Raw genomic sequence first — 22,173 nt, 5'->3', positions numbered from 1 at the left:
CGCCTCAACAAACCACCCGGACCAGCCCCGAAAACAACAAACCCCTGAACCCGCGACCGCAGGTTCAGGGGTTTCCGATGTCTCGAGACATCACACTCGCGCGCCCGGCAGGATTCGAACCTGCGACCGACGGATTAGAAGTCCGTTGCTCTATCCGCTGAGCTACGAGCGCTGGCCAGCCACATACTAAGCGGTCGCCCCGGACTTGTCGTCCGTCTTGTCCTCGGGAGCCGGCGGCACCTCGATCTCCGGCGTTCCGGGCGGCGGCACGAAGGCGTCCACCCAGCGTGCGAGCTCGCGGAACACCTCCGTACGCACCTCGGGCCCGGAGAGCGTCAGGTCGTGGACGCCGCCGTCGAAGCGGGCGATCGTCACCCGGGAGCCGAGGCGCGGGGCCCAGCGGACGATGTGCTCGACGTCCAGGACGACGTCGCTCGAGCGGATGTCCTCGTGCCAGGCGCGGCCCCGGAACGTACGCGTGGAGCAGGCGACCAGGACCGGCGCGTCGATCGCCAGGCCCGCGCGCAGGCGCTGCTGGCCGCGGCGGATGGCGTTCAGCCAGCCGGCCGTCACCGGGAAGCCGGTCACCGGCTTCCAATCGAGGTTGTACGTCCATTCGCCACGGTGGTCGGTGTGCAGGCTCTCGCCGTAGAGGCTCAGGGACGCCGTCGGGATCTTGCGGTACGGCGCCTTGCCGCTGGCCGCGATCACCGCCGACATCAGCGGACGCTTCACCAGCCAGGGCACGTTGAAGTCGAAGAACGGGCTGTTCAGGAAGAGCCCGTCGATCACGCCCTGGCCCTGCCGCGAGTGCGACCACAGCGAGGTGATCAGGCCGCCGGTCGAATGCCCCGCGACCAGCATCTGGTTGTGCCCGTCGACGTCCCGGATGATCCGCGCCGCCTCGTCGAGCTCGGGGTAGTAGTCGGTGAGGCTGCGGGCGAAGTTCGGGGTCTGGTGCGGCAGCAGGCTGCGGCCGTATTTGCGCAGGTCGAGCGCGTAGAAGTCCCATCCGCGCTCGACGTAGAAGTCGGCCAGATGGGTCTGGAAGAAGTAGTCCACGAAGCCGTGCACGTAAAGCACCGCACGGCGCGTCGGCTGATTGGCTCGGCGGCGCACGAGGGTGGCGACGACCGGGCCCTCGTCGTCGCTGCCCAGGTCGATCGTGTGCCGCTCGTAGGGCTGCCCCAGGACGTCGATCTCCACGAGCCCAGGCTACCCAGCCATAACAGATCCGTCGCCGCTGCGGCGGTTTTCCCCATGTCGGCCTTCGTCACCAACCCCAGAGATCAACACCAGCATCCCGTACGCGATGAGCGCATGCTCGCCGCCTCATCAGTTCCGCAAGGGAGGGCACCATGTTCGACACCAACCTCGTAGTCGTGGGCAACGTCCTGACGGCTCCCGAGTGGCGCCGCATCGCGAGCTCCGGCGCGCTCGTGGCCAACTTCCGGGTCGCCTCGACCTCGCGCCGCTACGACCGGGAGAACAGCCGCTGGGTCGACGGCAACAATCTGCGGGTCCGGGTCGTCGCCTGGCGCCGGCTGGCCGAGGGCATCGCGTCCTCGATCACCGTCGGCGACCCGGTCATCGTCCAGGGCCGGCTCTACACCCGCGACTGGAAGGACGAGAACGGCAACCCCCGGATTTCCTTCGAGATGGAGGCGTACGCGATCGGCCACGACCTGGCTCGCGGCCGGGCCCGCTTCTACCGCGCCAAGTCCGCGCTGGGCACCGGCCAGATCGAGGACGGCGAGACCGAGGCGCTGATCGGCGGCGAGCCGACCATCGCGGTCACCGAGGGCGAGGCGACCATCGGGTACGGCGATGGCCTGCCCGACGAGCCGGAGCCGACCTTCGTCGAGCCCGTCCCGTCGCTGCCGCGGCCGAAGCAGAAGCCGGAGCCGGAGCCGGAGGTCGTGGCTTCCGGTGAGCCGGTGGGCGAGCAGGAGGGCGAGCAGGAGGACCCGGACGATCTCACCCTCGAGGTCGAGCGCCTGGTCGCCGAGCAGCCGCCGGGCGCCCGGCGCACCCGCCGCGGCAAGCGGGAACCGGTCGCGGCCTGACGCACGGACAGCCCCTGTTCGGATTAGGTCGTCCGAACAGGGGCGGGCCGCCCGGTTGGCCCGGCCCGGGGTGGGGCGGGCAGACTGGGTCCCGTGCTGTTGAAGGAGATCCGCGCGATCGCGGGCGAGACACTGGTGCTTTCGCCGCACGACCTGGACGCCGAGCACGCCAATACGAGCTGGTTCGGGGCCCCGCCGCACGAACGCATGGGCCTGTCGGCGGAGGAGGTGGTGGCCGCCTTCCAGGAGACGGCCGAGCTGCTCCGCGATCAGGTCGCCGCCATGCCGTACGAGGGGCCGGCCACGTTCTACGTCTGGCACGACGGGGAGGCCGGGCAGCTGCGCTGCTCGACCGGCTCGTGCGGCCGGGCCGACCTGCCGCTCGCCATCCCGTACCGGGTGAGCGGTGACCTGCACGCCATCGTGAAGGAGTTCCTGGAGGACCGCGCTCCCGGCGCGATCATCTGGGGCGCGCTGGAGCCGGTGCCGTTCAGCGCGGAGCCGGCCGACCGCCCGGTCTGGGTGTGCGATCTTTGCCCATGACCGAAGTCGAACGGGGGAACTGAGAAATGGCGGGTGCGGACGCGGCCGGGCTGGTCGCCGGCTATCTCCTCGACGCCGTGCTCGGTGATCCACGACGGTTCCACCCGGTCGCCGGCTTCGGCACGGCGGCCGGCGCCCTCGAACGCCGCCTCTACGCGCCCGACCGCCGGGCGGGGGCGGCGTTCGCCGTGCTGGCGGTCGGCGGGCCGGCCCTGGCCGGGATGGCCGCGGCGCGGGCCACGCGGGGCCGGCCGGTCGCGCGGGCGGCGCTGGTCGCGGCCGCCACCTGGACGGTGCTGGGCGGGCGCACGCTGCGGCGCGAGTCCCGGATCATGGCCCGCCACCTCGACGCCGGCGACCTGGCGGCGGCGCGGGGGCGGCTCAATCACCTGTGCGGGCGTGAACCGTCGACGTTGGACGCTCCGGAGCTGGCCCGGGCCACGGTCGAGTCGGTGGCGGAGAACACGTCGGACGCGGTCGTCGCGCCGCTGGTCTGGGGCGGCCTGCTCGGGTTGCCGGGGCTGCTGGCCTACCGGGCGGCCAACACGCTGGACGCGATGGTCGGGCATCGGTCGGCGCGGTACGAGCGGTTCGGCACCGCCTCGGCGAGGCTCGACGACGCGCTCAACCTGGCGCCGTCGCGGCTGACCGGCCTGCTGACGATCGCGGCGGCGCCGATCGCGGGCGGGTCGCCCCGGGAGACGCTGCGGGTCTGGCGCCGCGACCGGAACGACCACCCGTCGCCCAACGCGGGCCAGTGCGAGTCGGCGATGGCGGGCGCGCTGGGCGTGCGGCTCGGCGGTCGGAACGTCTATTTCGGACGCAGCGAGGTCCGCCCCCTGATCGGCGACGGCCCACGGCCCTCGGCCGTGCACCTGCGGCGGGCGGCCCGCGTCTCGGGCGCGGTCGGCGCGGCCGCGGCCGCGATCGCCGCGGGCCTGGCGCTGGCTCGCCGGGGGCGGCGGTGAGTGGCGGGCTGCTGGTCGCGGGGACGACGTCCGACGCCGGCAAGAGCGTGGTCACGGCCGGGATCTGCCGGTGGCTGCATCGGCGCGGGGTCAAGGTCGCGCCGTTCAAGGCGCAGAACATGTCCAACAACTCGGCCGTCGTCGTCGGGGCCGACGGGCGGGGCGGCGAGCTCGGCCGGGCCCAGGCCATGCAGGCCGCGGCCTGCGGCATCGCGCCCGACCTGCGGTTCAACCCGGTGCTGCTCAAGCCGGGCAGCGACCGGTCGAGCCAGGTCGTGCTGCTCGGCCAGGCGATCGGGAGCGTCACCGGCGGCAACTACCGGTCGGTGCGCGAGCAGCTGGCCGAGACGGCGTGGGCGGCCCTCGACGAGCTGCGCGCCGAGTACGACGCGGTGATCTGCGAGGGCGCCGGCAGCCCCACCGAGATCAACCTGCGCGACGGCGACTTCGTGAACATGGGGCTGGCCCGGCACGCCGGACTGCCCGCGGTCGTGGTCGGCGACATCGACCGGGGCGGGGTGTTCGCCGCGTTCCACGGCACGCTGGCGCTGCTGAGCCCCGAGGACCAGGCGCTGGTCGCGGGCTTCGTGATCAACAAGTTTCGCGGCGACGGGGGCCTGCTCCGGCCCGGCCTCGACATGATCACCCGGGTCACCGGCCGTCCCGTGCACGGCGTCCTGCCGTTCCATCTCGATGTCTGGCTCGACGCGGAAGACTCCCTCGCGTACGGCCGCACCCTGGGTCGTCCCGGACCGCCCAGCGGAAGCGAATGGCTCCGGATCGCCGTCGTCCGCCTGCCCCGCATCTCGAACGCCACCGACGCCGAGGCCCTCGCGGCCGAGCCGGGCGTCCGCGTGCAGCTCACGATCGAGCCGGGCGACATCGCCGACGCCGACCTGGTCGTGCTGCCCGGCTCCAAGTCGACCGTCAGCGACCTCGCATGGGTGCGCGAGACCGGCCTGGCCGACGCCGTGACCAGGCACGCCGCCGCCGGGAAGCCGCTGCTCGGCATCTGCGGCGGCTTCCAGATGCTGGCCGAGACCATCGACGACGAGGTGGAGAGCGGCCGCGGCGAGGTGGCGGGCCTCGGCCTGCTCCCGGTCGGCATCACGTTCGGGCCGCGCAAGACCCTGGCCCGGCCGGCGGGGGAGGGGCTGGGCGCACCGGTGCACGGCTACGAGATCCATCACGGCTTCGTCTCCACGGGCGACCCCGAACCGCTTCTCCGGTACGCCGACGGGCGGCCCGAGGGCGCGGTGGTGGGCAACGTCAGCGGCACCCATTGGCACGGCGCCTTCGAGTCGGACGAGTTCCGCCGCCGGTTCCTCACCGAGGCGGCCCGGCAGGCGGGGCGGCACGGGTTCGCGGTCGCGCCGGACACCCGGTTCGCCGCGGTCCGGGAGCAGGCCCTCGACGTGCTCGGCGACCTGGTCGAGGAGCACTGCGACACGGCCGCCCTGTGGCGCCTGATCGAGGAGGGCGCGCCGCCCGGGCTCCCGTTCGTCCCGCCGGGGGCGCCGTCATGAGGTACGCCGACCTGGTGGCGGAGATCGAACGGCGGCCCGCGCGGCTCGGCCGCACCCGGCTCATCGCGGTCGACGGGCCGAGCGGCGCCGGGAAGACCACGTTCGCGCTGCGGCTGGCCAAACTGCTCGACGCTCCGGTCGTACACACCGATGATCTGCTCGATGGCTGGGACGATCAGTTCACCTTCTGGGAACGGCTGGACCGCCAGATCCTGACCCCGCTGCGGCGGGGAGAGCCCGGCGAATACCGGCGCTACGACTGGCATCACGGCCGGTTCGCGGGGCCGCAGGTCACCGTCGAGCCGGCGGCCGCCGTACTGCTGGAGGGAGTGAGCACCGCACGGCGCGAGATCCGGCCCGAGCTGACCCTCGCCGTGTTCGTCGACGCCCCGGCCGAGCTGCGGTGGAAGCGGGCCCTGGCACGCGACGGCGACGACAGCGTTGCGTTCCGGGCGTACCTTGGGCGATGGCGTGCTGCCGAGGACCGGCACTTCGCCGAGGAGGAGACCGCCGCCGCTGCCGACCTGATCGTCGACGGCGCCGCGGCGACCGGCGACGACGTTTTCACTAAGGCGGGGACATGACCGATGAGGAGAACCGTCCGGTACGCCGGCGGGTCACGCTGACCGGGATCAGCTCGCGGGCCTGGGAGCACCCGGCCGACCGTGGCGCCCTGACCGCGCTGCGCGAGCTGCGCGGCTTCGACGACGTCGTGAAGGCGTTCTTCGGCATGTGGAACGAGCGGGGCTTCCGCCTGCAGTTCCTGGCCGGCGCCATCCGCGTCGACCACCGGCAGTACCCGCGGGTCTACCAGCGCTTCACCGAGGCCGCCGCCACGCTCGACGTGGCCGAGCTGCCCGAGCTGTTCGTCACCCAGGACCCGATCATCAACGGCTCGGCCATCGGCCTCGACAAGCCGTTCATCGTGGTCACCACGGGCGCCGTGGAAAAGCTCGACGACGACGAGCTGCGGGCGATGCTCGGGCACGAGATCGGCCACGTGCGCAGCGGCCACGCCGTCTACAAGACGATCATGATGATCCTCACCCGCTGGACGACCAGCATCGCCTGGCTGCCGGTCGGCGCCATCGCGCTGCGGGCGATCATCGCGGCCATGCTCGAGTGGTGGCGCAAGGCCGAGCTCTCGGCCGACCGCGCCGGCCTGCTCGCCGGCCAGGACCCGGCCGCCTCGCTGCGGCTGCTGATGAAGCTGGCGGGCGGCGGCGACCTCTCCCAGATCGACACGGCCGCGTTCCTCGAGCAGGCGGCCGAGTACGAGAGCGGCGGCGACCTGCGGGACAGCCTCCACAAGATCGGCATCACCGCCTGGAGCACCCACCCGGTGCCCGTGGCCCGCGCCGCCGACCTGCGCAAATGGATCGACTCCGGCGACTACGCGCGCATTCTCGGCGGCGACTACCCGCGCCGCGACTCGGACGGCGACGCCTCGGTCGCCGACGACGTCAAGGCGGCCGCCGCGTCGTACCGGGAAACCTTCACCACCTCGCAGGACCCGCTGGTCGGCCTGCTCCGCAAGTTCGGCGGCGGCGCCGGTGACCTGGCCGGCTCGGCCGCTCGCGGCGCCCGCGACTGGGCGTCCGGCCGTGGCCGCCGGGACGGCGAATCCGAGAACTGAACACCTTAGGATCGGGTTCATGAGCTTGAGCGAAACCGATCTGCGCGCCGCGATCGCGCGGGAGATGCCCGGTGTCCGTGCCGACCTCGAGCGGCTGGTCCGGATTCCCGGCATCGCCTTCGAGGGATTCGACCACTCGCACGTGGAGCGGTCGGCCGAGGCCGTGGCCGAGCTGCTGCGCGGCTGCGACCTCGAGGTGCAGATCGTGCGGCACGGCGGCCAGCCCGCCGTGATCGGCCGTAAGGCGGCGCCGGCGGGTGCGCCCACCGTGCTGCTCTACGCCCACCACGACGTGCAGCCGGCCGGCGACCCCGCCCTCTGGACCGGCGACCCGTTCGAGCCGGTCGAGCGCGACGGCCGGCTCTACGGCCGCGGCGCCGCCGACGACAAGGCGGGGGTGATGGCCCACGTCGCCGCGCTGCGCGCCTGGGGCGACCAGCTCCCGGTCGGCGTGGTCGTCTTCGTCGAGGGCGAGGAGGAGTACGGCTCCGACTCGCTCGACGCGATCATCGAGGCGCACCTCGAGGAGCTGCGCTCCGACGTGATCGTCATCGCCGACTCCGGCAACTGGGACATCGGCCGGCCCGCGCTGACCACCTCGCTGCGCGGCCTGGTCAACCTGTTCGCCGAGGTCAAGGTGCTGAAGAACGCCGTGCACAGCGGCATGTTCGGCGGCCCGGTGCCCGATGCGCTGATGACCCTGGCCCGGCTGCTGACCACCCTGCACGACGAGGACGGCGAGGTCGCCGTCGACGGGCTGATCGGACGCGAGGGCGCCAGCGTCGACTATCCCGAGGACCGGTTCCGGCACGAGGGCGGCGTGCTCGACGGGATCAAGCTGATCGGCCACGGCACGATCACCGACCGCATCTGGACCAAGCCGTCGATCTCGGTGCTGGGCATCGACGCCCCGCGGACCCTGGAGGCGGCCAACGCGCTCCAGCCCCGGGCCAAAGCCAAGATCGGCGTGCGCCTCGCGCCCGGTGACGACCCCAAGTCGGCGTACGCGGCAGTCCGCGCCCACCTCGAGAAGTACGTGCCGTGGGGTGCCGAGGTCGAGGTCACGCTGGAGAGCGACGGATCGCCCTGCGTGATCGACGCGACCGGGCCGGCCTTCGACGCGGCCCGGGCGGCCTTCAGCGCTGCGTGGGACGGCGTCGCCCCGGTCGACATGGGCGTCGGCGGGTCCATCCCGTTCATCGCCACCTTCCAGGAATTGTTCCCCCAGGCATCGATTCTGGTCACTGGAGTGGAGGACCCTTACTCGGGGGCGCACGGGCCCGACGAGAGCCTGCACCTGGGTGAGTTCGAGCGGGTGTGCGTGGCCGAGGCGCTGCTGTTCAAGAACGTCGCGGAGGCGCTGACGAGCTGAAAGAGGAGGGTCGCCGATGGCCGACCTGACGTGCGACGTGCTGGTGGTGGGCGCCGGCCCGACCGGGCTGATGCTGGCCAACTGGCTGGTCAAGCTCGGCGTCGACGTGATCGTGGTGGACGGCAAGGACGGGCCGACCCGGGAGTCGCGAGCTCTCGTGGTGCAGGCCCGCAGCCTCGAGATCTACGACCAGCTCGGCGTCGGCGACCTGGTCCTGGCGACGGCCCAGCGGGCGAACGCGCTGGCGCCCGGCTACCTCGACCGCGCCTTCGGCCGGATTCCGCTGGGGCCGCTCGGCGAGGGCGTGACGCCCTACCCGTACCTGGAAATCCTCGAACAGAGCCGGAACGAGGAGATCCTCCACGAAAATCTCCAGAAGCTCGGCCACGAGGTGCGCTGGGAGACCGCGGTCACCGCGGTCTCCCAGACCGAGAACGGCGTCGAGGCCAAGGTCGGCAACGACACCGTGCGGGCCCGCTTCTGCGTCGGCTGCGACGGGGCGAACTCGGCGATCCGCAAGCAGCGCCGCATCGGCTTCGAGGGCTCGACCAACCCGCATCGCTTCTACGTGCTCGACGCGGTGGCGGCCGGCGGGCTGGTCGAGGGCGCGATCAACGTGCGGCCCGGCAACGACGACTTCCTGCTCGCCTTCCCGATGAAGGGCCGCGGCGCGTGGCGGCTGATCGGCCTGGTGCGCGACGAGGACGGCGACGGCACGCTCACCGAGGACGACGTGCGGCCGCGGTTGCGGAACTTCGCGGTCACCTACGACCACGCGCGCTGGTTCGCGACGTACCGCGTGCACCACCGCATCGCCGCCTGCTTCCGGGACGGCCCGTTCTTCCTGGCCGGCGACGCCGCACACGTGCACTCGCCGGTCGGCGGCCAGGGCATGAACACCGGGCTCCAGGACGTGCACAACCTGGCGTTCAAGCTGGCCGACGTGCTCCAGGGGCGGCGCCGGGACGCCTGGCTCGACCGGTACGAGGCCGAGCGCCGTCCGGTGGCCAAGCGCCTGGTCGCCACCACCGATCGCATCTTCGCCGGGGTCACCTCCCAGACCCCGGTCTCCCGGGCGATGCGCCGGAGCATCGCCCCGCTGCTGGCCCCGGTCGCGGTCCGCATGCTGCCCATGACCCGCGGCGGTTCGCGGATCTTCCAGTACGTCTCGCAGATCCGCATCCACTACTGGATGACGCCCGGGTCCGAGCACGCGTCGGGCGGTCACCGGGACCCGGTGGTCGGCCGGCGGCTGCCCTGGGCGGGCGACAACTTCGCGGCGCTGCGGTCGCTGCGGTGGCAGGTGCACGTCTACGGCGGCCTCACCGCCACCGACATTCCGGATCTGGGCGTGCCGGTGCACATCTTCCCCGAGGCGCCGGGCACCCCCTTGAAATCGGGACACCTCTATCTCGTACGCCCGGACGGGTTTGTTGCCGCGGTGGGCACCCCGGCCGACGCGGTCCAGATTTTCCCGCCCCTGATGACCGGGTGATCCTGTTAGGATTCGAACATGCGTTCTAACGATGCGTCCGCCGAGCCGGCCGGTGTCAGCCGCTCGCCGGGCAACTCAGTGACCCTCCTGGTGCGGCCCAAGTCCGTCGGGCCGCGCGACGCGATCGACCGGCTCCGATCCCACGACCGTCTCGAATCCATCGTCCGCCTGCGTGCCGCCGTGCGCGCCCTCGACGACGTCGACGTCGCCGGCTGGGACGACTCCGCCCTGACCGAGCACCTCGACGAGATCTCCACCACGCTCTGCGCGCTCGATGCGCAGGTCAGCCGCGTCGCCGACGCGGTCCGTGCCCGCGGCTTCCGGATTTCCGAGCCGCTCGCCGCCTGATGTCGCCGGCGGCGGTTCGTCTCGGCGAAAAATGTCGTAGGTGGCTGCCAGGATAGGGCCGTGCGGTTCTCAGACCTGGCGGCCACCTCGGCCGCCGTGAGTGCAATCCCGGGGCGCAAGGCCAAGATCGAGCTCCTGGCCGACGCGCTGCGCCGCCTCGACCCCGGCGAGATCGCGGCCGGCTCGGCCTACCTGGCCGGCGAGCTGCGGCAGCGGCAGACCGGGGTGGGCTATGCGAGCCTGCGTGACCGGCCGGCGCCCGCGGCCGAGCCCACGCTGACCGTCGGCGAGGTCGACGCCGCGATCGCCGAGATCGCGGTGGTCGCCGGCGCCGGCTCCCAGGCCCGCCGGCGCGACCTGCTCGGCGCGCTGTTCGGCGCGGCCACGGCCGACGAGCAGCGGCTGCTGATCGGCCTGTTCGGCGGCGAGCTGCGCCAGGGCGCCCAGGCCGGCCTGCTGGCCGACGCGATCGCCAAGGCCGCCGAGGTGCCGCTGACCGCGGTCCGGCGCGCGCTGCTGCTCTCCGGCGACCTCAAGCAGGTGGCCGTCGCCGCGCTCACCGGCGGCGCCGCGGCCCTCGCCGAGATCCACCTGCGGGTCGGCACCCCGCTCACCCCGATGCTCGCGCAGAGCGCTCCCGACGTCGGCGCCGCCCTGCTCGCCACCGGCTCCCCGGCCGCGGTCGACGTGAAGCTCGACGGCATCCGCATCCAGGTGCACCGCTCGGGCGACGAGGTGGCCGTCTTCACCCGCAGCCTCGACGACATCACCGCCCGCATGCCCGAGGTCGTCGAGGCGGTTCGCAAGCTGCCCCTGCGTGAGGCCGTCCTCGACGGCGAGGCGATGACGCTGGACGCGTCGGGCCGCCCCCGCCCGTTCCAGGAGACGTCGAGCCGCGCTGCCACCCGGGGCGCCGCCACGTCGGCGCTGGTGCCCTACTTCTTCGACCTGCTGCACCTGGACGGCGCCGACCTGCTCGACGAGCCCGCCCGCGTCCGCTGGGCCGCCCTCGCCGACGCGTTGCCGGCCGAGCTCCTGGTCGGCCGCACGATCGCCGAGACCGAGGAGGAGGCCGCGGCCGCCTTCGCCGCCGCGCTGGCCGCCGGCCAGGAGGGCGTCGTCATGAAATCGCTGGACGCCCCCTACGACGTGGGCCGCCGCGGCTCGGCCTGGGTCAAGGTCAAACCCCGGCACACGCTCGACCTCGTGGTGCTGGCCGTCGAGTGGGGACACGGCCGCCGCAAGGGCTGGCTGTCCAACCTGCATCTGGGCGCGCTCGACCCGGCGACGGGCGGTTTCGTCATGCTGGGCAAGACGTTCAAGGGCCTGACCGACGAGCTGCTGCGCTGGCAGACGGCCCGCTTCCAGGAGCTGGCCACGGGCGACAACGGCTGGGTCGTGACGGTCCGCCCCGAGCAGGTGGTCGAGATCGCCTTCGACGGCGTCCAGACGTCCCCGCGCTACCCCGGCGGCGTGGCGTTGCGGTTCGCCCGGGTGCTGCGCTATCGCGACGACAAGCCGGCGGCCGAGGCCGACACGATAGACACGGTCAAGGCGCTGGGCGCCCACCTGCCTCCCGCCGGCGACTGACCCGCGGCCGGCGGCCGGCGCTTGGGCGGGGCTGGCGCTTGGTGGGCGGCTGGCCCTTAGAGGGCGGCCAGCGTGCGCACGTAGTTGACCTGCTGGTTGATGGCGGTCACCGCGTTCTGGTCGGTGACCGGGATGCGGGCGACGTACTGCCGGGAGCCGTTGGTCACCGTCACCTGCACCGTGCCCTGCATGACGCTCTCCTTGACCAGCAGGAAGAGCAGGCTGAAGACAGTCAGCACGCAGAAGCCGACGATCGCCGCGATGACGGCCCACTTCGGGATGCGCTGCTGGCTGAACCAGTAGTCGTTGACCTGCCACTGCGAGCCCGCCAGCGGGATGTCGCCGGTCGGCGTGTGGACCGTCGTCGAGGTCACCGCTATCTCGGCGATCTGCATGATCACCGGGCCGGGCTGCGGGTCCGGCGGGACCGACGTGGGGGCGAGCGCGTCCGCGGACGGCGACCCGGGCCGGGGGGCCGGCGCGGGATAGGGGGACGGGACGCTCCACGGATCGTCCGGCTGAGGGGCCGGCGCTCCCCACGGGTCGCTCGGCGAGGAGGTCATGCCCGCGACCCTAGTCTTGACCGCTCGGGGCCGCGAGCTTCGCTTCCGCCTCCGCCCGCCGCCGGTCGGCCTCGGCCACGCGGTCGGCGGGCGCGCTCAGTGCGGCGGCGCGCTTGCGGTCGGCCTCCTCCACGCGGTCCGCGGGCGCGCTCACTGCGGCGGCGCGCTTGCGGTCGGCCTCCTCCACGCGGTCGATCGGGGCACTCAGCGCGGCCAGGCGGGCGGCCTCGCGCTTGCGGTCGGCCTCGGCGACCCGGTCTCGCAGGCCGGGCTTGGCCGGGGACGGCGCGGCGGCCGGCCGGGGCGTGGTGCCTTGCGCCTCCTTGCGGGCCTGCCAGACGTACACGAAAAGGGCCATCGCCGCGAAGAGCCACCACTGCACCGTGTAACCGGCGTTCTGCCAGGCGTCCTCGTGATCGATCGGCACCCGGGTGAAGGACGCGTCGTTCGGCGGGGTCTGGGAGGTGAGCAGGACGTAGGCGCCATAGAGGGGGTACGGCATCTGTCCCGCCAAATGGGAGACTGTGATGCGCCTCGTGTCCAGCCTGCCGTCCCGGTGCTCGATCGAGGTGGGTCGGCTTTCCGACAGGTGGACCTGGCCGACCACGGTGACGTCGCCGGTGGGCGCGGGGGGCACCGTGGGGGCGGCGACCGCACCCCCGGCCGGCGCCGGCACCCAGCCGCGGTCGACCAGCACGGCCGTCCCGTCGGCCAGGACCAGCGGCGTGACGATCTCGAATCCGACGTCGCCGTCCACGGTCCGCCCGCGCGCCTGGATCTCGTGCGTCACGTCGTACCGGCCGCTGACCTCGATCTTTGTCCACGCCAAGCGTTTGCCGGGCGCCTTGCCGGCGTGCCCCGCCGCGGTCGGCGCGGTGAGGACCGAAGCCATGGGCACCGCCTGCACCGAGTCAGCGGCGTCGATGCGGTCGTTGATCGCGCTGCGCTCCTGGTACCGGTGGAGCTGCCAGTTGCCGAGCATGACCATGATCACGGCGGCGACAACGGCCAGCGCGGCGGCGCCCAGCCAGCGCGGCGTCAGCAGGAACCGGTACACCCCCCGAGGCTACCCGGCGGCCCGGCGTGACCGGTCGGAGCCAGGTACTGTGCCGGACGGCGGCCCTGTTCACGCGCGCGCCGCCCAGTGAAGTCCGGCCCTGTGAAAGTCGGGAGAACCTTTGATGAGCGCCCAGCCCCGTCTGGTCGTGAGCGCACCCTCCTCGGGGCACGGGAAGACCGCCGTCGCGGTGGGTCTGCTCGCGGCGTGCGTGGCTCGGGGCATCCCGGCGGCGGGCTTCAAGGTCGGACCCGATCACACCGACGCGGCGTACCTCGGTCTCGCCGCGGGCCGGCCCGGCCGCAACCTCGACCCCCGGCTGGTGGGCGCGCAGCGTATCGCGCCGCTCTTCGCGCACGGCGCCTCGGGCGCGCAGCTCTCGGTGATCGAGGGCGCCATGGGCCTGTTCGACTCGCTCACCGGTCAGCCCGAGGTGGACGGCACCGCCGCGGTCGCCGCCACCCTGCGCGCGCCGGTGGTGCTGGTGGTCGACGTGGCCGCGATGGGTCACTCGCTGGCGGCGCTGGTGCACGGCTTCCGGATGTTCGACGAGATGGTCCACCTGGGCGGCGTGATCCTCAACCGGGTCGCCTCGCCCCGGCACGAGCAGATGCTGCGCACGGCGCTCGACGACATCGGCATGCCGGTGCTCGGCGCGCTGCGCCGCGGCGACCTGCCGAACGTGTTGCCGGCCCGCGCGCACGGGCCGGTGCCGGTGGCGCATCGGACGGTCGAGGCGAGCCGGGCGGTGCGGCGGCTGGGCGAGGCGGTTCTCGCCGGGCTCGATCTCGAGCGCCTGATGGCGCTGGCCGGGGCGGCGCCGGCGCTGCCGGGCCCGATCTGGTCGCCGGGCGACGCGGTGGGCGGCGATTTCGACCAGCGTCCGATTGTCGCGCTTGCGGGTGGTCCGGGTGCGCCTTTCACGTACGTCGAGACGGCCGAGCTCCTCACGGCGGCCGGCGCGGACGTCGCCGTCGTCGACCCCTTGCGTGATGAGGCGCTCCCGGCCGGCACGCGCGCGCTCGTGATCGGGGCGGGACTGCCGGAGGGGTACGCCGAGGAGCTCTCCGCCAACCGACGGCTCTGCAACGCGGTCGCCAAGTTCGCCCACGACGGCTGGCCGGTGGTGGCCGAAGGCGTGGCGCTGCCCTGGCTCGGACGCGACTTCGACGGCCGGCCGATGTGCGCGGTGATCGACACGTCGGCGGTCAGCGGCGAGCAGACCGTGGCCGGCTACCGCGAGGCGACCGCGCCGACCACGTCGTTGCTGGCCCCGGCCGGCGCCCGGATCACCGGCTACAAGCAGCACCGCGCGATCCTGACCCCGCGCGCCGGCAACGTGCCGGCCTGGACGTGGTCGGGCGGCAACCCCGAGGGCTTCGTCTGGCGCCAGGTGCACGCCTCCCAGCTGGGGCTGCACTGGGCGGCCGCGCCCGAGATCGCCAAGCGGGTGGTGGCGGCCGCGATCGCGGGCCCGGCGGGGGAGCGTCCGGGGTCGCCGATGGCGCACTCGCAGGCGCACGGCCCAACGCAGCACGGTCCACAGCAGCACGGTCTCCAGCCGCACGGCCCGCAATCCCAGCCGCACGGCCCGCAGTCCCCGCCGCAGCCGCACGGCCCGCAGCCGCAGTCCCAGCCGCCCAGCCCGCAGCCGCAGCCGCACAGCCCGGTGGCGAACCCGCACGCCGAGCCGCCGACGGTGTCGATGCCGGCCGCCGCGCTGGCCGCGTCGCCCGCGATGCCGCAGGACCAGCCCGCGTTCGGCCACGACTCCTATGGGCCGCCGCAGCATGAGCCGCACGGCCAGCCGGCCTCCCCGGCGGACCAGCGCCCCTACGGCCCCCCGCACGACCAGGCGCCGCACCGCCGCCCGCGCCCGCCGCGGCCCGGCGGCCTGCCGCCCGCGCCCGGCTCCGGGCCGATGAGCGGCTACCCGCCGGCGCCCGGCTCGGGTCCGATGGGCGGTTATCCGCCGGCGCCCGGCTCGGGACCGATGAGCGGCTATCCACCGGCCACCGATTCGGGCCCGATGGGTGGCTACCCGCCGATGACCGACGCGGGTCCGATGGGTGGCTACCCGCCCGTGACCGACTCGGGGCCGATGGCCGGTGACCTTCCGCCGGCGCCCGGTTCCGGTCCGATCGTGGGTGGACTTCCGCCGGCGCCCGGCTCCGGGCCGATGGCGGGCGGACCGGTGCCGGCGTCCGGGCCGATCCCCGCGTCGGGTGTCGCCAGCGTGCCCGATCTCGCCGACACGGCGGACATCACCGCGTCCTGAACAGGGCCAATCCACCGTCCGGCCCGATCTCGGGAGGACGTTCGGAGCGGAAAACAGCCTTGTCGCGAAAACGCCCTTCGTTGAACGCGAAAGTGTCGTACCTCACCCGTAACGTGGGTTTAACACCGACGACTCGAAGGAGGACGACCGTGGCCGATCGTGTGCCGCTGGATTTCGACCCGCCGGTTCATAGACTGCGAGCGCTCCTCCTGGGGATCGACGACGACGAGCTGAGGGGCCCCACCCCTTGTCCCGACTGGACCGTCGCCGCACTGCTCGATCATTTGATGGCGCTGTCCCTCGCCTTCACCCAGGCGGCTCGCAAACGCACCGACGCCCCCGGCATCGACAGCGCGCCGCCCCGGCCGACCGTGCAGCACCTCTCCCGGCATTGGCGCAGCCGGCTGCCCGTCCTCCTCGAAGACCTGGCCACGGCCTGGAAAGACCCCGCCGCCTGGACCGGCACGTCCACGGTGGGCGGCCTCGAGATGCCCGCGACGGCGCTGGGCATCACCGCGATGAACGAGCTGATCGTGCACAGCTGGGACCTGGCGAGCGCCACCGGCCAGGAATACTTCGCCGACCCGCGCACCCTCGAGGTGCTGATCGACTTCCTCGAGCAGGGCCCGCCCGAGGGCACCCCCGGCATGTTCTGCCCGCGCGTCACCGCCGACGACGAGGCCACCCTGCTCGACCAGGCGCTGGCCCTCGCCGGCCGCGACCCGGCCTGGCGCCGGCCCCGCCGCCGGCGCCTCCCGGAGGCCCCGGCCGCCTGAACCGCCGGCCTGAACCCGGGCCGCCCGAACCGCCGGCCTGACCGCCGGCCTGAATCCGGGCCGCCTGAACCGCCGGCCTGAACCCGGGCCGCCTGAACCCGGGCCGCCTGAACCGGCCGCCTGACTCGGGCCGCCTGAACCGGCCGCCGCGGTCGCGGGTCAGTCGCCGTTCGAGCCGGTGCTGTTGGTCTGGCCGGCGTTGCCGCGGCCATTGCCACCGCCGGTCGCGGGCTTGTGGCCGCCGTTGTCGGTCTTGCTGGGCTTGCCGGTGTCGTTGCTGGGCTTGCCGGTGCCGTCGCCGGTCTTGCGGGTGTCGTCGGCGTTCTTGTGCTTGCGGTGGTGCTTGCGATGCTTCTGGCCGCCACTCGTGTCGGTCTTGCTGAAGTCACTGCCGGAGTCGCCGGTGGCCTCGTCCGAGCTGGCGTTGTCGTCGCTCGTCGCGTCGTCGGTGGACGGGTCGTTCTTGTCGACGCCGTGCCACGCGATCTGCTTGGACGGCGGGGTGAACTTCAGCTTGGGCTGCCCCTTCAGCGCGTCCCGCAAGGTCTCGGCCAGCGTGTACTTCGAGATCGTCGACCGGCCCGAGCCCACGTAGTCGTTCGGATCGTCGGGATCGGCCACGAACGCCGCGCCGGCGAGCTGGGGCGTGAAGCCGCAGAACCACGCCGTCTTGTTGCTGTCCGTCGTGCCGCTCTTGCCGGCCACGGGACGGTGCAGTGTCGCGTACACCATCGGGGAAGTCGACCACCCGCCGCAGCCGCCGCGGTCCGAACCGTAACCGGTCACGCAGCGCGCGGCATCGGTCGCCGCGCGGGCCACGTCGGCCGAGACCACCCGGTGGCAGCGCGGCCCCGCGACCAGCTTGCCGTGGTACTTCAGGTTCGACCCGTCCCGGTTCTGGATCACCCGGACCGGAAGCGGCTCGCAGTAGTTGCCCTCGGCCGCCAGCGTCGCGAACACGTTCGCCATCTCGATCGGCGTCGCGTCGCTCACCCCGAGCGTGAACGCACCCCAACCGGAGGCGTGCTCCGGCGTGGCCAGCGTCCGGTCGACGTCGGTGCGCCATTTCAGGCCCAGCCGAGCGGCCATCTCGACCGCCTTGTCCGCGCCCACCTTCTGCTCGAGCTGCACGAAGTACGTGTTCACCGACTTGCCGAACCCGCTCCACATGGTCTGGTTGCCGGTCATCGCCTTGCTGGAGTTCTTCGGGCACCAGCGCTTCCCGCAGGTCGCGGGCCCGGGCGCGGTGATGTACTTCGACACGTACTGCTCGGGGGCGTAGATCGACGTGTCCAGCGGCATGCCGTCGTCCAGCGCCGCCAGCATGGTGAAGATCTTGAACGTCGACCCCGCCTGGTAGCCGGCCATGCTGCCGCCGCCGAGCAGTGGGTTGACCGTGTTCGGGTAGTTGCCCTTCTTCGGGTTCGGCTGCAGCGAGTAGTGCCGGTTGACGGCCATCGAGAGGATCCGCCCGGTGCCGGGCTCGACGATCACCTGCCCGTGGGCGTACCGGCTCCGCATCTTCTCCTTGTTGAGAACGTGCTTCATGGCCGATGCCTGGATCGCCGGGTCGATCGAGGTGATCACCTTGTAGCCGCCGCGCCGCAGGTTCTCCTCGCGGTCCTCGGGGTTGTCGCCGAACGCCGGCTGCTCCCGCCACCAGGACTTGAGGTAGTCGCAGAAGAAGCCCCAGTCGTTGTGCTTCTCGGCGATCGACACGCAGTCGTTGGGCGGCGTGGTCAGGTGCAGCTCGATCTTGGCCTGCTTCGCGTCCGTCGCCTGGGACGGCGTGATCACGGCCATCTTCAGCATCTGGTCGATCACGTAGTTGCGGCGATTCGTGGCCGCGCGCTGGTCGCCCGCCGCCGGGTCATAGGCCGAGGGCGCCTTCACCAGGCCCGCGAGCAGCGCCGCCTCGTTCAGGTCGAGCTGCTTCGGCGTCTTCGAGAAGAACACCTGGGACGCGGCGAAGATCCCGTACGCCCGATGCCCGAAGTAGGCGGAGTTGAGGTAGCGCTCCAGGATCTCCTGCTTCGACAGCCGCTTCTCGAGCTCGATCGCGAGCCGCATCTCCCGCAGTTTCCGCTGCGTGGTCTGCTCGGTGGCCTCGAGCGCGTCCTTCGGCGTCTTCGCGCTGTCCCGCAGCGCCATCCGCACGTACTGCATGGTCAGCGTCGACGCGCCCTGGGAGACGCCGCCCGCCTGCCGGTTCGCGACGAAGGCCCGCGCCACGCCCTTGGCGTCGACCCCGTGGTGCTCGTAGAAGCGCGAGTCCTCGGAGGCCACGATCGCCTCGGTGATGTACGGCGACATGTCCGCGATCTTGGTGGGCTTGCGATGCTCCTCGTAGAACATGGTGAGCAGCGTCTTGCCGTCGTTCGCGTACACGTACGTCGTCTGGGCGCTCGGCACCTCCGTGAGCTCCTCCGGCATGCGGGCCAGGGCGTCGGTGCCGGCCCTGACGCCGATGCCGGCGAGGGCCGCCAGTGGGTAGGCGAGTCCGGCGATCACGAGACCCGCGATCAGGCCGGCGCGGACGAGGGGAGCGATCTTTCCGGCTGCCACCCTCCGAAGGTATGACAAAACCGTTCATGTCCCGACGAAACGGCCGAAGTGAGACGGGGAAAACCGTCCGGCATGCTGATGGCATGACGATCGACCTGGGGCATCACGGCGACACGGAGGTCGGCGCCGGGCTGGTCGACCTGGCCGTCAACGTGCGGCACGAGCCGATGCCGCGGTGGCTCTCGACCCCGATCCAGGAGTCGTTGTCCCAGCTCAGGGCCTATCCCGACGATCGCGAGGCGGTCGCCGCCGTGGCCCGCCGGCACCGCCGGGGCGAGAACGAGGTGCTGCTCACGGCGGGCGCGGCGCAGGCTTTCGTGCTTCTCGCGCGCTTCAACCGGCCCGAACACGCCGTCGTCGTGCATCCGCAGTTCACCGAGCCCGAGGCGGCCCTCCGTAACGCCGGCCACGAGGTCGACCGGGTGCTGCTGCGCGCGGAGGACGGCTTCCGGCTCGACGCGCGGCTGGTCCCGGACGACGCCGACCTGGTCTTCGTGGGAAATCCGACCAACCCGACCTCGGTGCTGCACCCGGCCGAGGAGATCGCCAAGCTGGCCCGTCCGGGGCGGGTGCTGGTGGTCGACGAGGCCTTCGCGGACACCACGTTCCGTGACGGCGTCGACGGCGAGCCCGAGTCGCTGGCCGAGCGGGGCGATCTTCCGGGACTGGTCGTGCTGCGCAGCCTCACCAAGACCTGGGGGCTGGCTGGCCTGCGCATCGGCTATCTGCTGGGCCCGGCCGAGCTGCTCCCGCGGCTGGCCGCCTGCCAGCCGTTGTGGGCCGTCTCGACGCCGGCTCTGGCGGCCGCGATCGCGTGTGCGTCACCGACCGCGATCGCCGCCGAGCGCGAGATGGCGGCGCGCGTCGCGGCCGAGCGGGAACACCTGCTGCGGCGGCTCGCGGGAGTGCCGAACCTCACGGTCGCCGGTTCCCCGGCGGGGGCGTTCGTGACCGTACGCCTGCCGTCGGCCGACAAAATTAGGCTGGAGCTGCGGGAACGCGGCTGGGCCGTGCGCCGTGGCGACACGTTTCCGGGGCTGGGCCCCGATTGGCTGCGGATCGCCGTGCGCGACACTGCGATCACCGACGCATTCGTGGCGGCCCTCACCGACGTGATCGAGGAGCGACAGTGACCCTGGAGACGACCGTGGCGGCCATCCGGCCCGCCGACCAGCCGGCCATGGCCGCCGCCCGCGAGCTGCAGGCCCGGCTCACCAAGCCGGCCGGCTCGCTCGGCGACCTCGAGGAGCTGTCGGTGCGTCTGGCCGGCCTGTTCGGCGCCTGCCCGCCGCCGCTGCCCGAGCCGGCCGCGGTCGCCGTCTTCGCGGGCGACCACGGCGTGCACGCCCAGGGCGTCAGTCCCTGGCCGCAGGAGGTCACCGCGCAGATGGTGGCCAACTTCCTGGCCGGCGGCGCGGTCGTGAACGCGTTCGCCCGCCAGGCCGGCGCCCGGGTGACCGTGGTCGACGTCGGCGTCGCCACCCCCCTCCCCGACGCGGCCGGGCTGGTCGCGGCCAACGTGCGGCGCGGCACCCGGGACATGACCGTCGAGCCGGCGCTGACCCGCGACGAGGCCCGCGCCGCCGTCGAGACCGGCATCCGGGTCGCCGAGCGGCTGATCGCCGAGGGCGCGATGTGCCTGCTCACCGGCGACATGGGCATCGCCAACACGACCCCGGCCGCGACCCTGATCGCCGCCTTCACCGGTGCGCCCGCCGCCGAGGTCACGGGCCGCGGCACCGGCATCGACGACGCCACCCACGCGCACAAGGTCGAGATCGTCGCGTCGGCGCTGGCCAGGCACGACCCCGACGCCACCGACCCGCTCGGCGTGCTGGCCGCCGTCGGCGGTCTCGAGCACGCGGCGATCGCCGGCTTCATCCTGGCCGCCGCCGCCCACCGGATCCCGGTGATCGTCGACGGCGTCATCGCCGCGTCCGGCGCGCTCGCCGCCGCCGCGTTCGCTCCGGACGCCGTCGCCGCCATGGTCGCCGGGCACCGGTCGGCCGAGCCCGGCGCCACCGTCGCGCTCGCCCACCTCGCCCTCACCCCGCTCCTCGACCTGGGCATGCGGCTCGGCGAGGGCAGCGGCGCGGTGCTCGCGCTGCCGGTGGTGGCGTCCGCGGTGCGGGTGCTGCACGAGGTCGCGACGTTCGACTCGGCGGGAGTGTCGGAGAAATGAGCCTCTATCCGTTGGCGCTGCGGCTGACCGGGCGGCGGGTGCTGGTCGTCGGCGGTGGCGCGGTGGCGACCCGGCGGGTGCCGGCCCTGATCGCGGCCGGCGCGGTCATCGACATCGTGGCGCCCGAGCTGACCCCGGCGCTGCAGGGTCACGTCGACGCCGGGCGGGCCACCTGGCAGCGGCGGAAGTTCGAGCCCGCCGACGTCGAGGGCGCGTGGCTGGTGCACGTCGCGATCGACGACCGGTCCGCGGCGGCTCTCGTCAGCGCGGCGGCGGAGGAGCATCACGTCTTCTGTGTCCGGGCCGACGACCGGGAGGCGGCGACCGCGTGGACCCCGGCGGTGACCCGGCACGGGCCGGTCACGGTGGCGGTCACCGACGGGGGCGACCGGCGGCGGGCGATGGCCGTACGCGATCTGGTCGCCCAGGCCCTGGAGACCGAGCCGCCGGCCACCCCCGAGCACAAGGGCGTGGCCCTGGTCGGCGCCGGCCCCGGCGACCCCGAGCTGATCACCGTGAAGGGGCGGCGGCTGCTCGCCGCGGCCGACGTCGTGGTGGCCGACCGGCTCGTGCCCGGCCTGCTCCTCGGCGATCTGCGGCCGGAGGTCGAGTTCGTGGACGCGGCCAAGATCCCGTACGGGCCCTCGAAGGCGCAGGAGGAGATCAACCGCATCCTGGTCGAGCGGGCCCTCGAGGGGAAGTTCGTCGTCCGGCTCAAGGGCGGCGACCCGTACGTCTTCGGCCGCGGCGGCGAGGAGGCCCTGGCCTGCGCCGCCGCCGGCGTCCCGGTGCTGGTCGTGCCCGGCGTGACCAGCTCGATCGCGGCGCCCGCGCTGGCCGGCATCCCGGTCACCCACCGCGGCGTCGCCCACGAGTTCACCGTGGTGTCCGGTCACGTCGCGCCGGACAGCGAGCAGTCGCTGGTCGACTGGCCGGCGCTGGGCCGGCTGAGCGGCACGGTGGTGGTGATGATGGGCCTCAAGAACCTGGCCGCCATCGCCGCCCGCCTGATCGCCGAGGGCCGCCCCGCGACCACCCCGGTCGCCGTCGTGCAGGAGGGCTCGACCGCCCACCAGCGGTCGCTGCGCAGCACGCTCGGCGCGGTCGCCGAGGACGCGGCCGCGGCCGGCCTGCGCCCGCCGGCGACGGTCGTGATCGGAGACGTCGTCGACGTCGGGTTACAGTCCGATCACGGCGGGTAGGAACGA

The 22,173-nt window shown here is 73.2% G+C and carries 18 protein-coding genes, 1 tRNA gene and 1 pseudogene; 15 read left to right on the top strand and 5 right to left on the bottom strand.

From position 1 onward, the window contains the following. Positions 1-99 precede the first annotated feature (99 nt). Both ACZ6TB_RS47095 and ACZ6TB_RS47090 read right to left on the bottom strand, forming a co-directional pair. A tRNA-Arg gene (locus tag ACZ6TB_RS47095) sits at positions 100-172 on the bottom strand. Between the two features lie 14 nt (positions 173-186). Next, entirely contained in the window at positions 187-1,206 is a 1,020-nt protein-coding gene (locus tag ACZ6TB_RS47090; protein WP_465567850.1) for an alpha/beta hydrolase, read from the bottom strand. Between the two features lie 152 nt (positions 1,207-1,358). On the opposite strand from ACZ6TB_RS47090, the gene ssb reads away from it, so the two are divergent. From ssb to ACZ6TB_RS47040, 10 genes are all read left to right on the top strand, one after another. Next, entirely contained in the window at positions 1,359-2,066 is a 708-nt protein-coding gene (gene ssb, locus ACZ6TB_RS47085) for a single-stranded DNA-binding protein (protein ID WP_465567847.1), read from the top strand. A gap of 93 nt (positions 2,067-2,159) precedes the next feature. Continuing rightward, positions 2,160-2,609: a hypothetical protein gene (locus tag ACZ6TB_RS47080; RefSeq protein ID WP_465567844.1), complete on the top strand. Its 450-nt coding sequence runs from the start codon at positions 2,160-2,162 to the stop codon at positions 2,607-2,609. 26 nt (positions 2,610-2,635) lie between these two features. After that, positions 2,636-3,577, top strand: a complete 942-nt coding sequence (locus ACZ6TB_RS47075) for a cobalamin biosynthesis protein (RefSeq protein WP_465567841.1) — start codon at positions 2,636-2,638, stop codon at positions 3,575-3,577. Further along, positions 3,574-5,103: a cobyric acid synthase gene (locus ACZ6TB_RS47070; RefSeq protein WP_465567838.1), complete on the top strand. Its 1,530-nt coding sequence runs from the start codon at positions 3,574-3,576 to the stop codon at positions 5,101-5,103. Before ACZ6TB_RS47075 ends, ACZ6TB_RS47070 begins: the two co-directional genes overlap by 4 nt. Continuing rightward, complete coding sequence (locus ACZ6TB_RS47065) at positions 5,100-5,687, top strand: uridine kinase family protein (protein ID WP_465567835.1); 588 nt, start codon at positions 5,100-5,102, stop codon at positions 5,685-5,687. Before ACZ6TB_RS47070 ends, ACZ6TB_RS47065 begins: the two co-directional genes overlap by 4 nt. Then, the gene (locus ACZ6TB_RS47060; protein ID WP_465567832.1) at positions 5,684-6,739 is read left to right on the top strand and encodes a M48 family metallopeptidase; all 1,056 of its coding nucleotides are present in this window, start codon (positions 5,684-5,686) and stop codon (positions 6,737-6,739) included. The genes ACZ6TB_RS47065 and ACZ6TB_RS47060 overlap by 4 nt, the downstream gene beginning before the upstream one ends. A 25-nt stretch (positions 6,740-6,764) precedes the next feature. Beyond that, on the top strand, positions 6,765-8,111 hold the full coding sequence (locus ACZ6TB_RS47055; RefSeq protein WP_465567859.1) for a M20/M25/M40 family metallo-hydrolase: 1,347 nt from the start codon (positions 6,765-6,767) through the stop codon (positions 8,109-8,111). Between the two features lie 16 nt (positions 8,112-8,127). After that, on the top strand, positions 8,128-9,606 hold the full coding sequence (locus tag ACZ6TB_RS47050; protein ID WP_465567830.1) for an FAD-dependent monooxygenase: 1,479 nt from the start codon (positions 8,128-8,130) through the stop codon (positions 9,604-9,606). 18 nt (positions 9,607-9,624) lie between these two features. Then, positions 9,625-9,954, top strand: coding sequence for a hypothetical protein (locus tag ACZ6TB_RS47045; RefSeq protein WP_465567827.1), 330 nt, complete (start codon positions 9,625-9,627; stop codon positions 9,952-9,954). 60 nt (positions 9,955-10,014) lie between these two features. Next, a complete protein-coding gene (locus ACZ6TB_RS47040) occupies positions 10,015-11,544 on the top strand; it encodes an ATP-dependent DNA ligase (protein ID WP_465567824.1) in 1,530 nt (509 codons plus the stop codon). A gap of 56 nt (positions 11,545-11,600) precedes the next feature. Here the strand turns inward: ACZ6TB_RS47040 and ACZ6TB_RS47035 are convergent, their stop codons facing one another. Further along, the gene (locus ACZ6TB_RS47035; RefSeq protein WP_465567821.1) at positions 11,601-12,107 is read right to left on the bottom strand and encodes a hypothetical protein; all 507 of its coding nucleotides are present in this window, start codon (positions 12,105-12,107) and stop codon (positions 11,601-11,603) included. 10 nt (positions 12,108-12,117) lie between these two features. Next, positions 12,118-13,164, bottom strand: a complete 1,047-nt coding sequence (locus ACZ6TB_RS47030) for an SURF1 family cytochrome oxidase biogenesis protein (protein WP_465567818.1) — start codon at positions 13,162-13,164, stop codon at positions 12,118-12,120. Positions 13,165-13,288: 124 nt separating this feature from the next. Here ACZ6TB_RS47030 and ACZ6TB_RS47025 point away from each other — a divergent pair, with 124 nt between their 5' ends. After that, positions 13,289-15,442, top strand: coding sequence for a cobyrinate a,c-diamide synthase (locus ACZ6TB_RS47025; RefSeq protein ID WP_465567816.1), 2,154 nt, complete (start codon positions 13,289-13,291; stop codon positions 15,440-15,442). A gap of 149 nt (positions 15,443-15,591) precedes the next feature. Further along, positions 15,592-16,218: a TIGR03086 family metal-binding protein gene (locus ACZ6TB_RS47020; protein ID WP_465567813.1), complete on the top strand. Its 627-nt coding sequence runs from the start codon at positions 15,592-15,594 to the stop codon at positions 16,216-16,218. Between the two features lie 483 nt (positions 16,219-16,701). Here ACZ6TB_RS47020 and ACZ6TB_RS47015 read toward each other — a convergent pair. Then, positions 16,702-18,801, bottom strand: a pseudogene (locus ACZ6TB_RS47015) (transglycosylase domain-containing protein); the annotation flags it as partial. An 8-nt stretch (positions 18,802-18,809) separates the two neighbouring features. Here ACZ6TB_RS47015 and cobC point away from each other — a divergent pair. From cobC to cobA, 3 genes are read left to right on the top strand one after another with little or no spacing between them, the layout of a single operon-like run. Further along, entirely contained in the window at positions 18,810-19,916 is a 1,107-nt protein-coding gene (cobC, locus tag ACZ6TB_RS47010) for an Rv2231c family pyridoxal phosphate-dependent protein CobC (protein WP_465567810.1), read from the top strand. Beyond that, positions 19,913-20,965: a nicotinate-nucleotide--dimethylbenzimidazole phosphoribosyltransferase gene (gene cobT, locus ACZ6TB_RS47005; RefSeq protein WP_465567807.1), complete on the top strand. Its 1,053-nt coding sequence runs from the start codon at positions 19,913-19,915 to the stop codon at positions 20,963-20,965. Before cobC ends, cobT begins: the two co-directional genes overlap by 4 nt. Continuing rightward, on the top strand, positions 20,962-22,167 hold the full coding sequence (gene cobA / locus ACZ6TB_RS47000) for a uroporphyrinogen-III C-methyltransferase (RefSeq protein ID WP_465567804.1): 1,206 nt from the start codon (positions 20,962-20,964) through the stop codon (positions 22,165-22,167). Before cobT ends, cobA begins: the two co-directional genes overlap by 4 nt. The last annotated feature ends 6 nt before the right edge of the window (positions 22,168-22,173 follow it).

It is taken from the genome of Actinoplanes sp. NPDC051537 (assembly GCF_055586105.1).
The sequence above is the reverse complement of the archived record's forward strand: the minus strand, read 5'-3'. Positions and strand labels throughout refer to the sequence as shown.

What these genes read in the sequence shown, in the direction of transcription:
- ssb (WP_465567847.1), top strand. Translation starts at nt 1,359, where the DNA reads ATGTTCGACACCAACCTCGTAGTCGTGGGCAACGTCCTGACGGCTCCC.
- ACZ6TB_RS47075 (WP_465567841.1), top strand. Translation starts at nt 2,636, where the DNA reads ATGGCGGGTGCGGACGCGGCCGGGCTGGTCGCCGGCTATCTCCTCGAC.
- ACZ6TB_RS47065 (WP_465567835.1), top strand. Translation starts at nt 5,100, where the DNA reads ATGAGGTACGCCGACCTGGTGGCGGAGATCGAACGGCGGCCCGCGCGG.
- ACZ6TB_RS47060 (WP_465567832.1), top strand. Translation starts at nt 5,684, where the DNA reads ATGACCGATGAGGAGAACCGTCCGGTACGCCGGCGGGTCACGCTGACC.
- ACZ6TB_RS47050 (WP_465567830.1), top strand. Translation starts at nt 8,128, where the DNA reads ATGGCCGACCTGACGTGCGACGTGCTGGTGGTGGGCGCCGGCCCGACC.
- ACZ6TB_RS47045 (WP_465567827.1), top strand. Translation starts at nt 9,625, where the DNA reads ATGCGTTCTAACGATGCGTCCGCCGAGCCGGCCGGTGTCAGCCGCTCG.
- ACZ6TB_RS47035 (WP_465567821.1), bottom strand. Translation starts at nt 12,107, where the DNA reads ATGACCTCCTCGCCGAGCGACCCGTGGGGAGCGCCGGCCCCTCAGCCG.
- ACZ6TB_RS47025 (WP_465567816.1), top strand. Translation starts at nt 13,289, where the DNA reads ATGAGCGCCCAGCCCCGTCTGGTCGTGAGCGCACCCTCCTCGGGGCAC.
- cobC (WP_465567810.1), top strand. Translation starts at nt 18,810, where the DNA reads ATGTCCCGACGAAACGGCCGAAGTGAGACGGGGAAAACCGTCCGGCAT.
- cobA (WP_465567804.1), top strand. Translation starts at nt 20,962, where the DNA reads ATGAGCCTCTATCCGTTGGCGCTGCGGCTGACCGGGCGGCGGGTGCTG.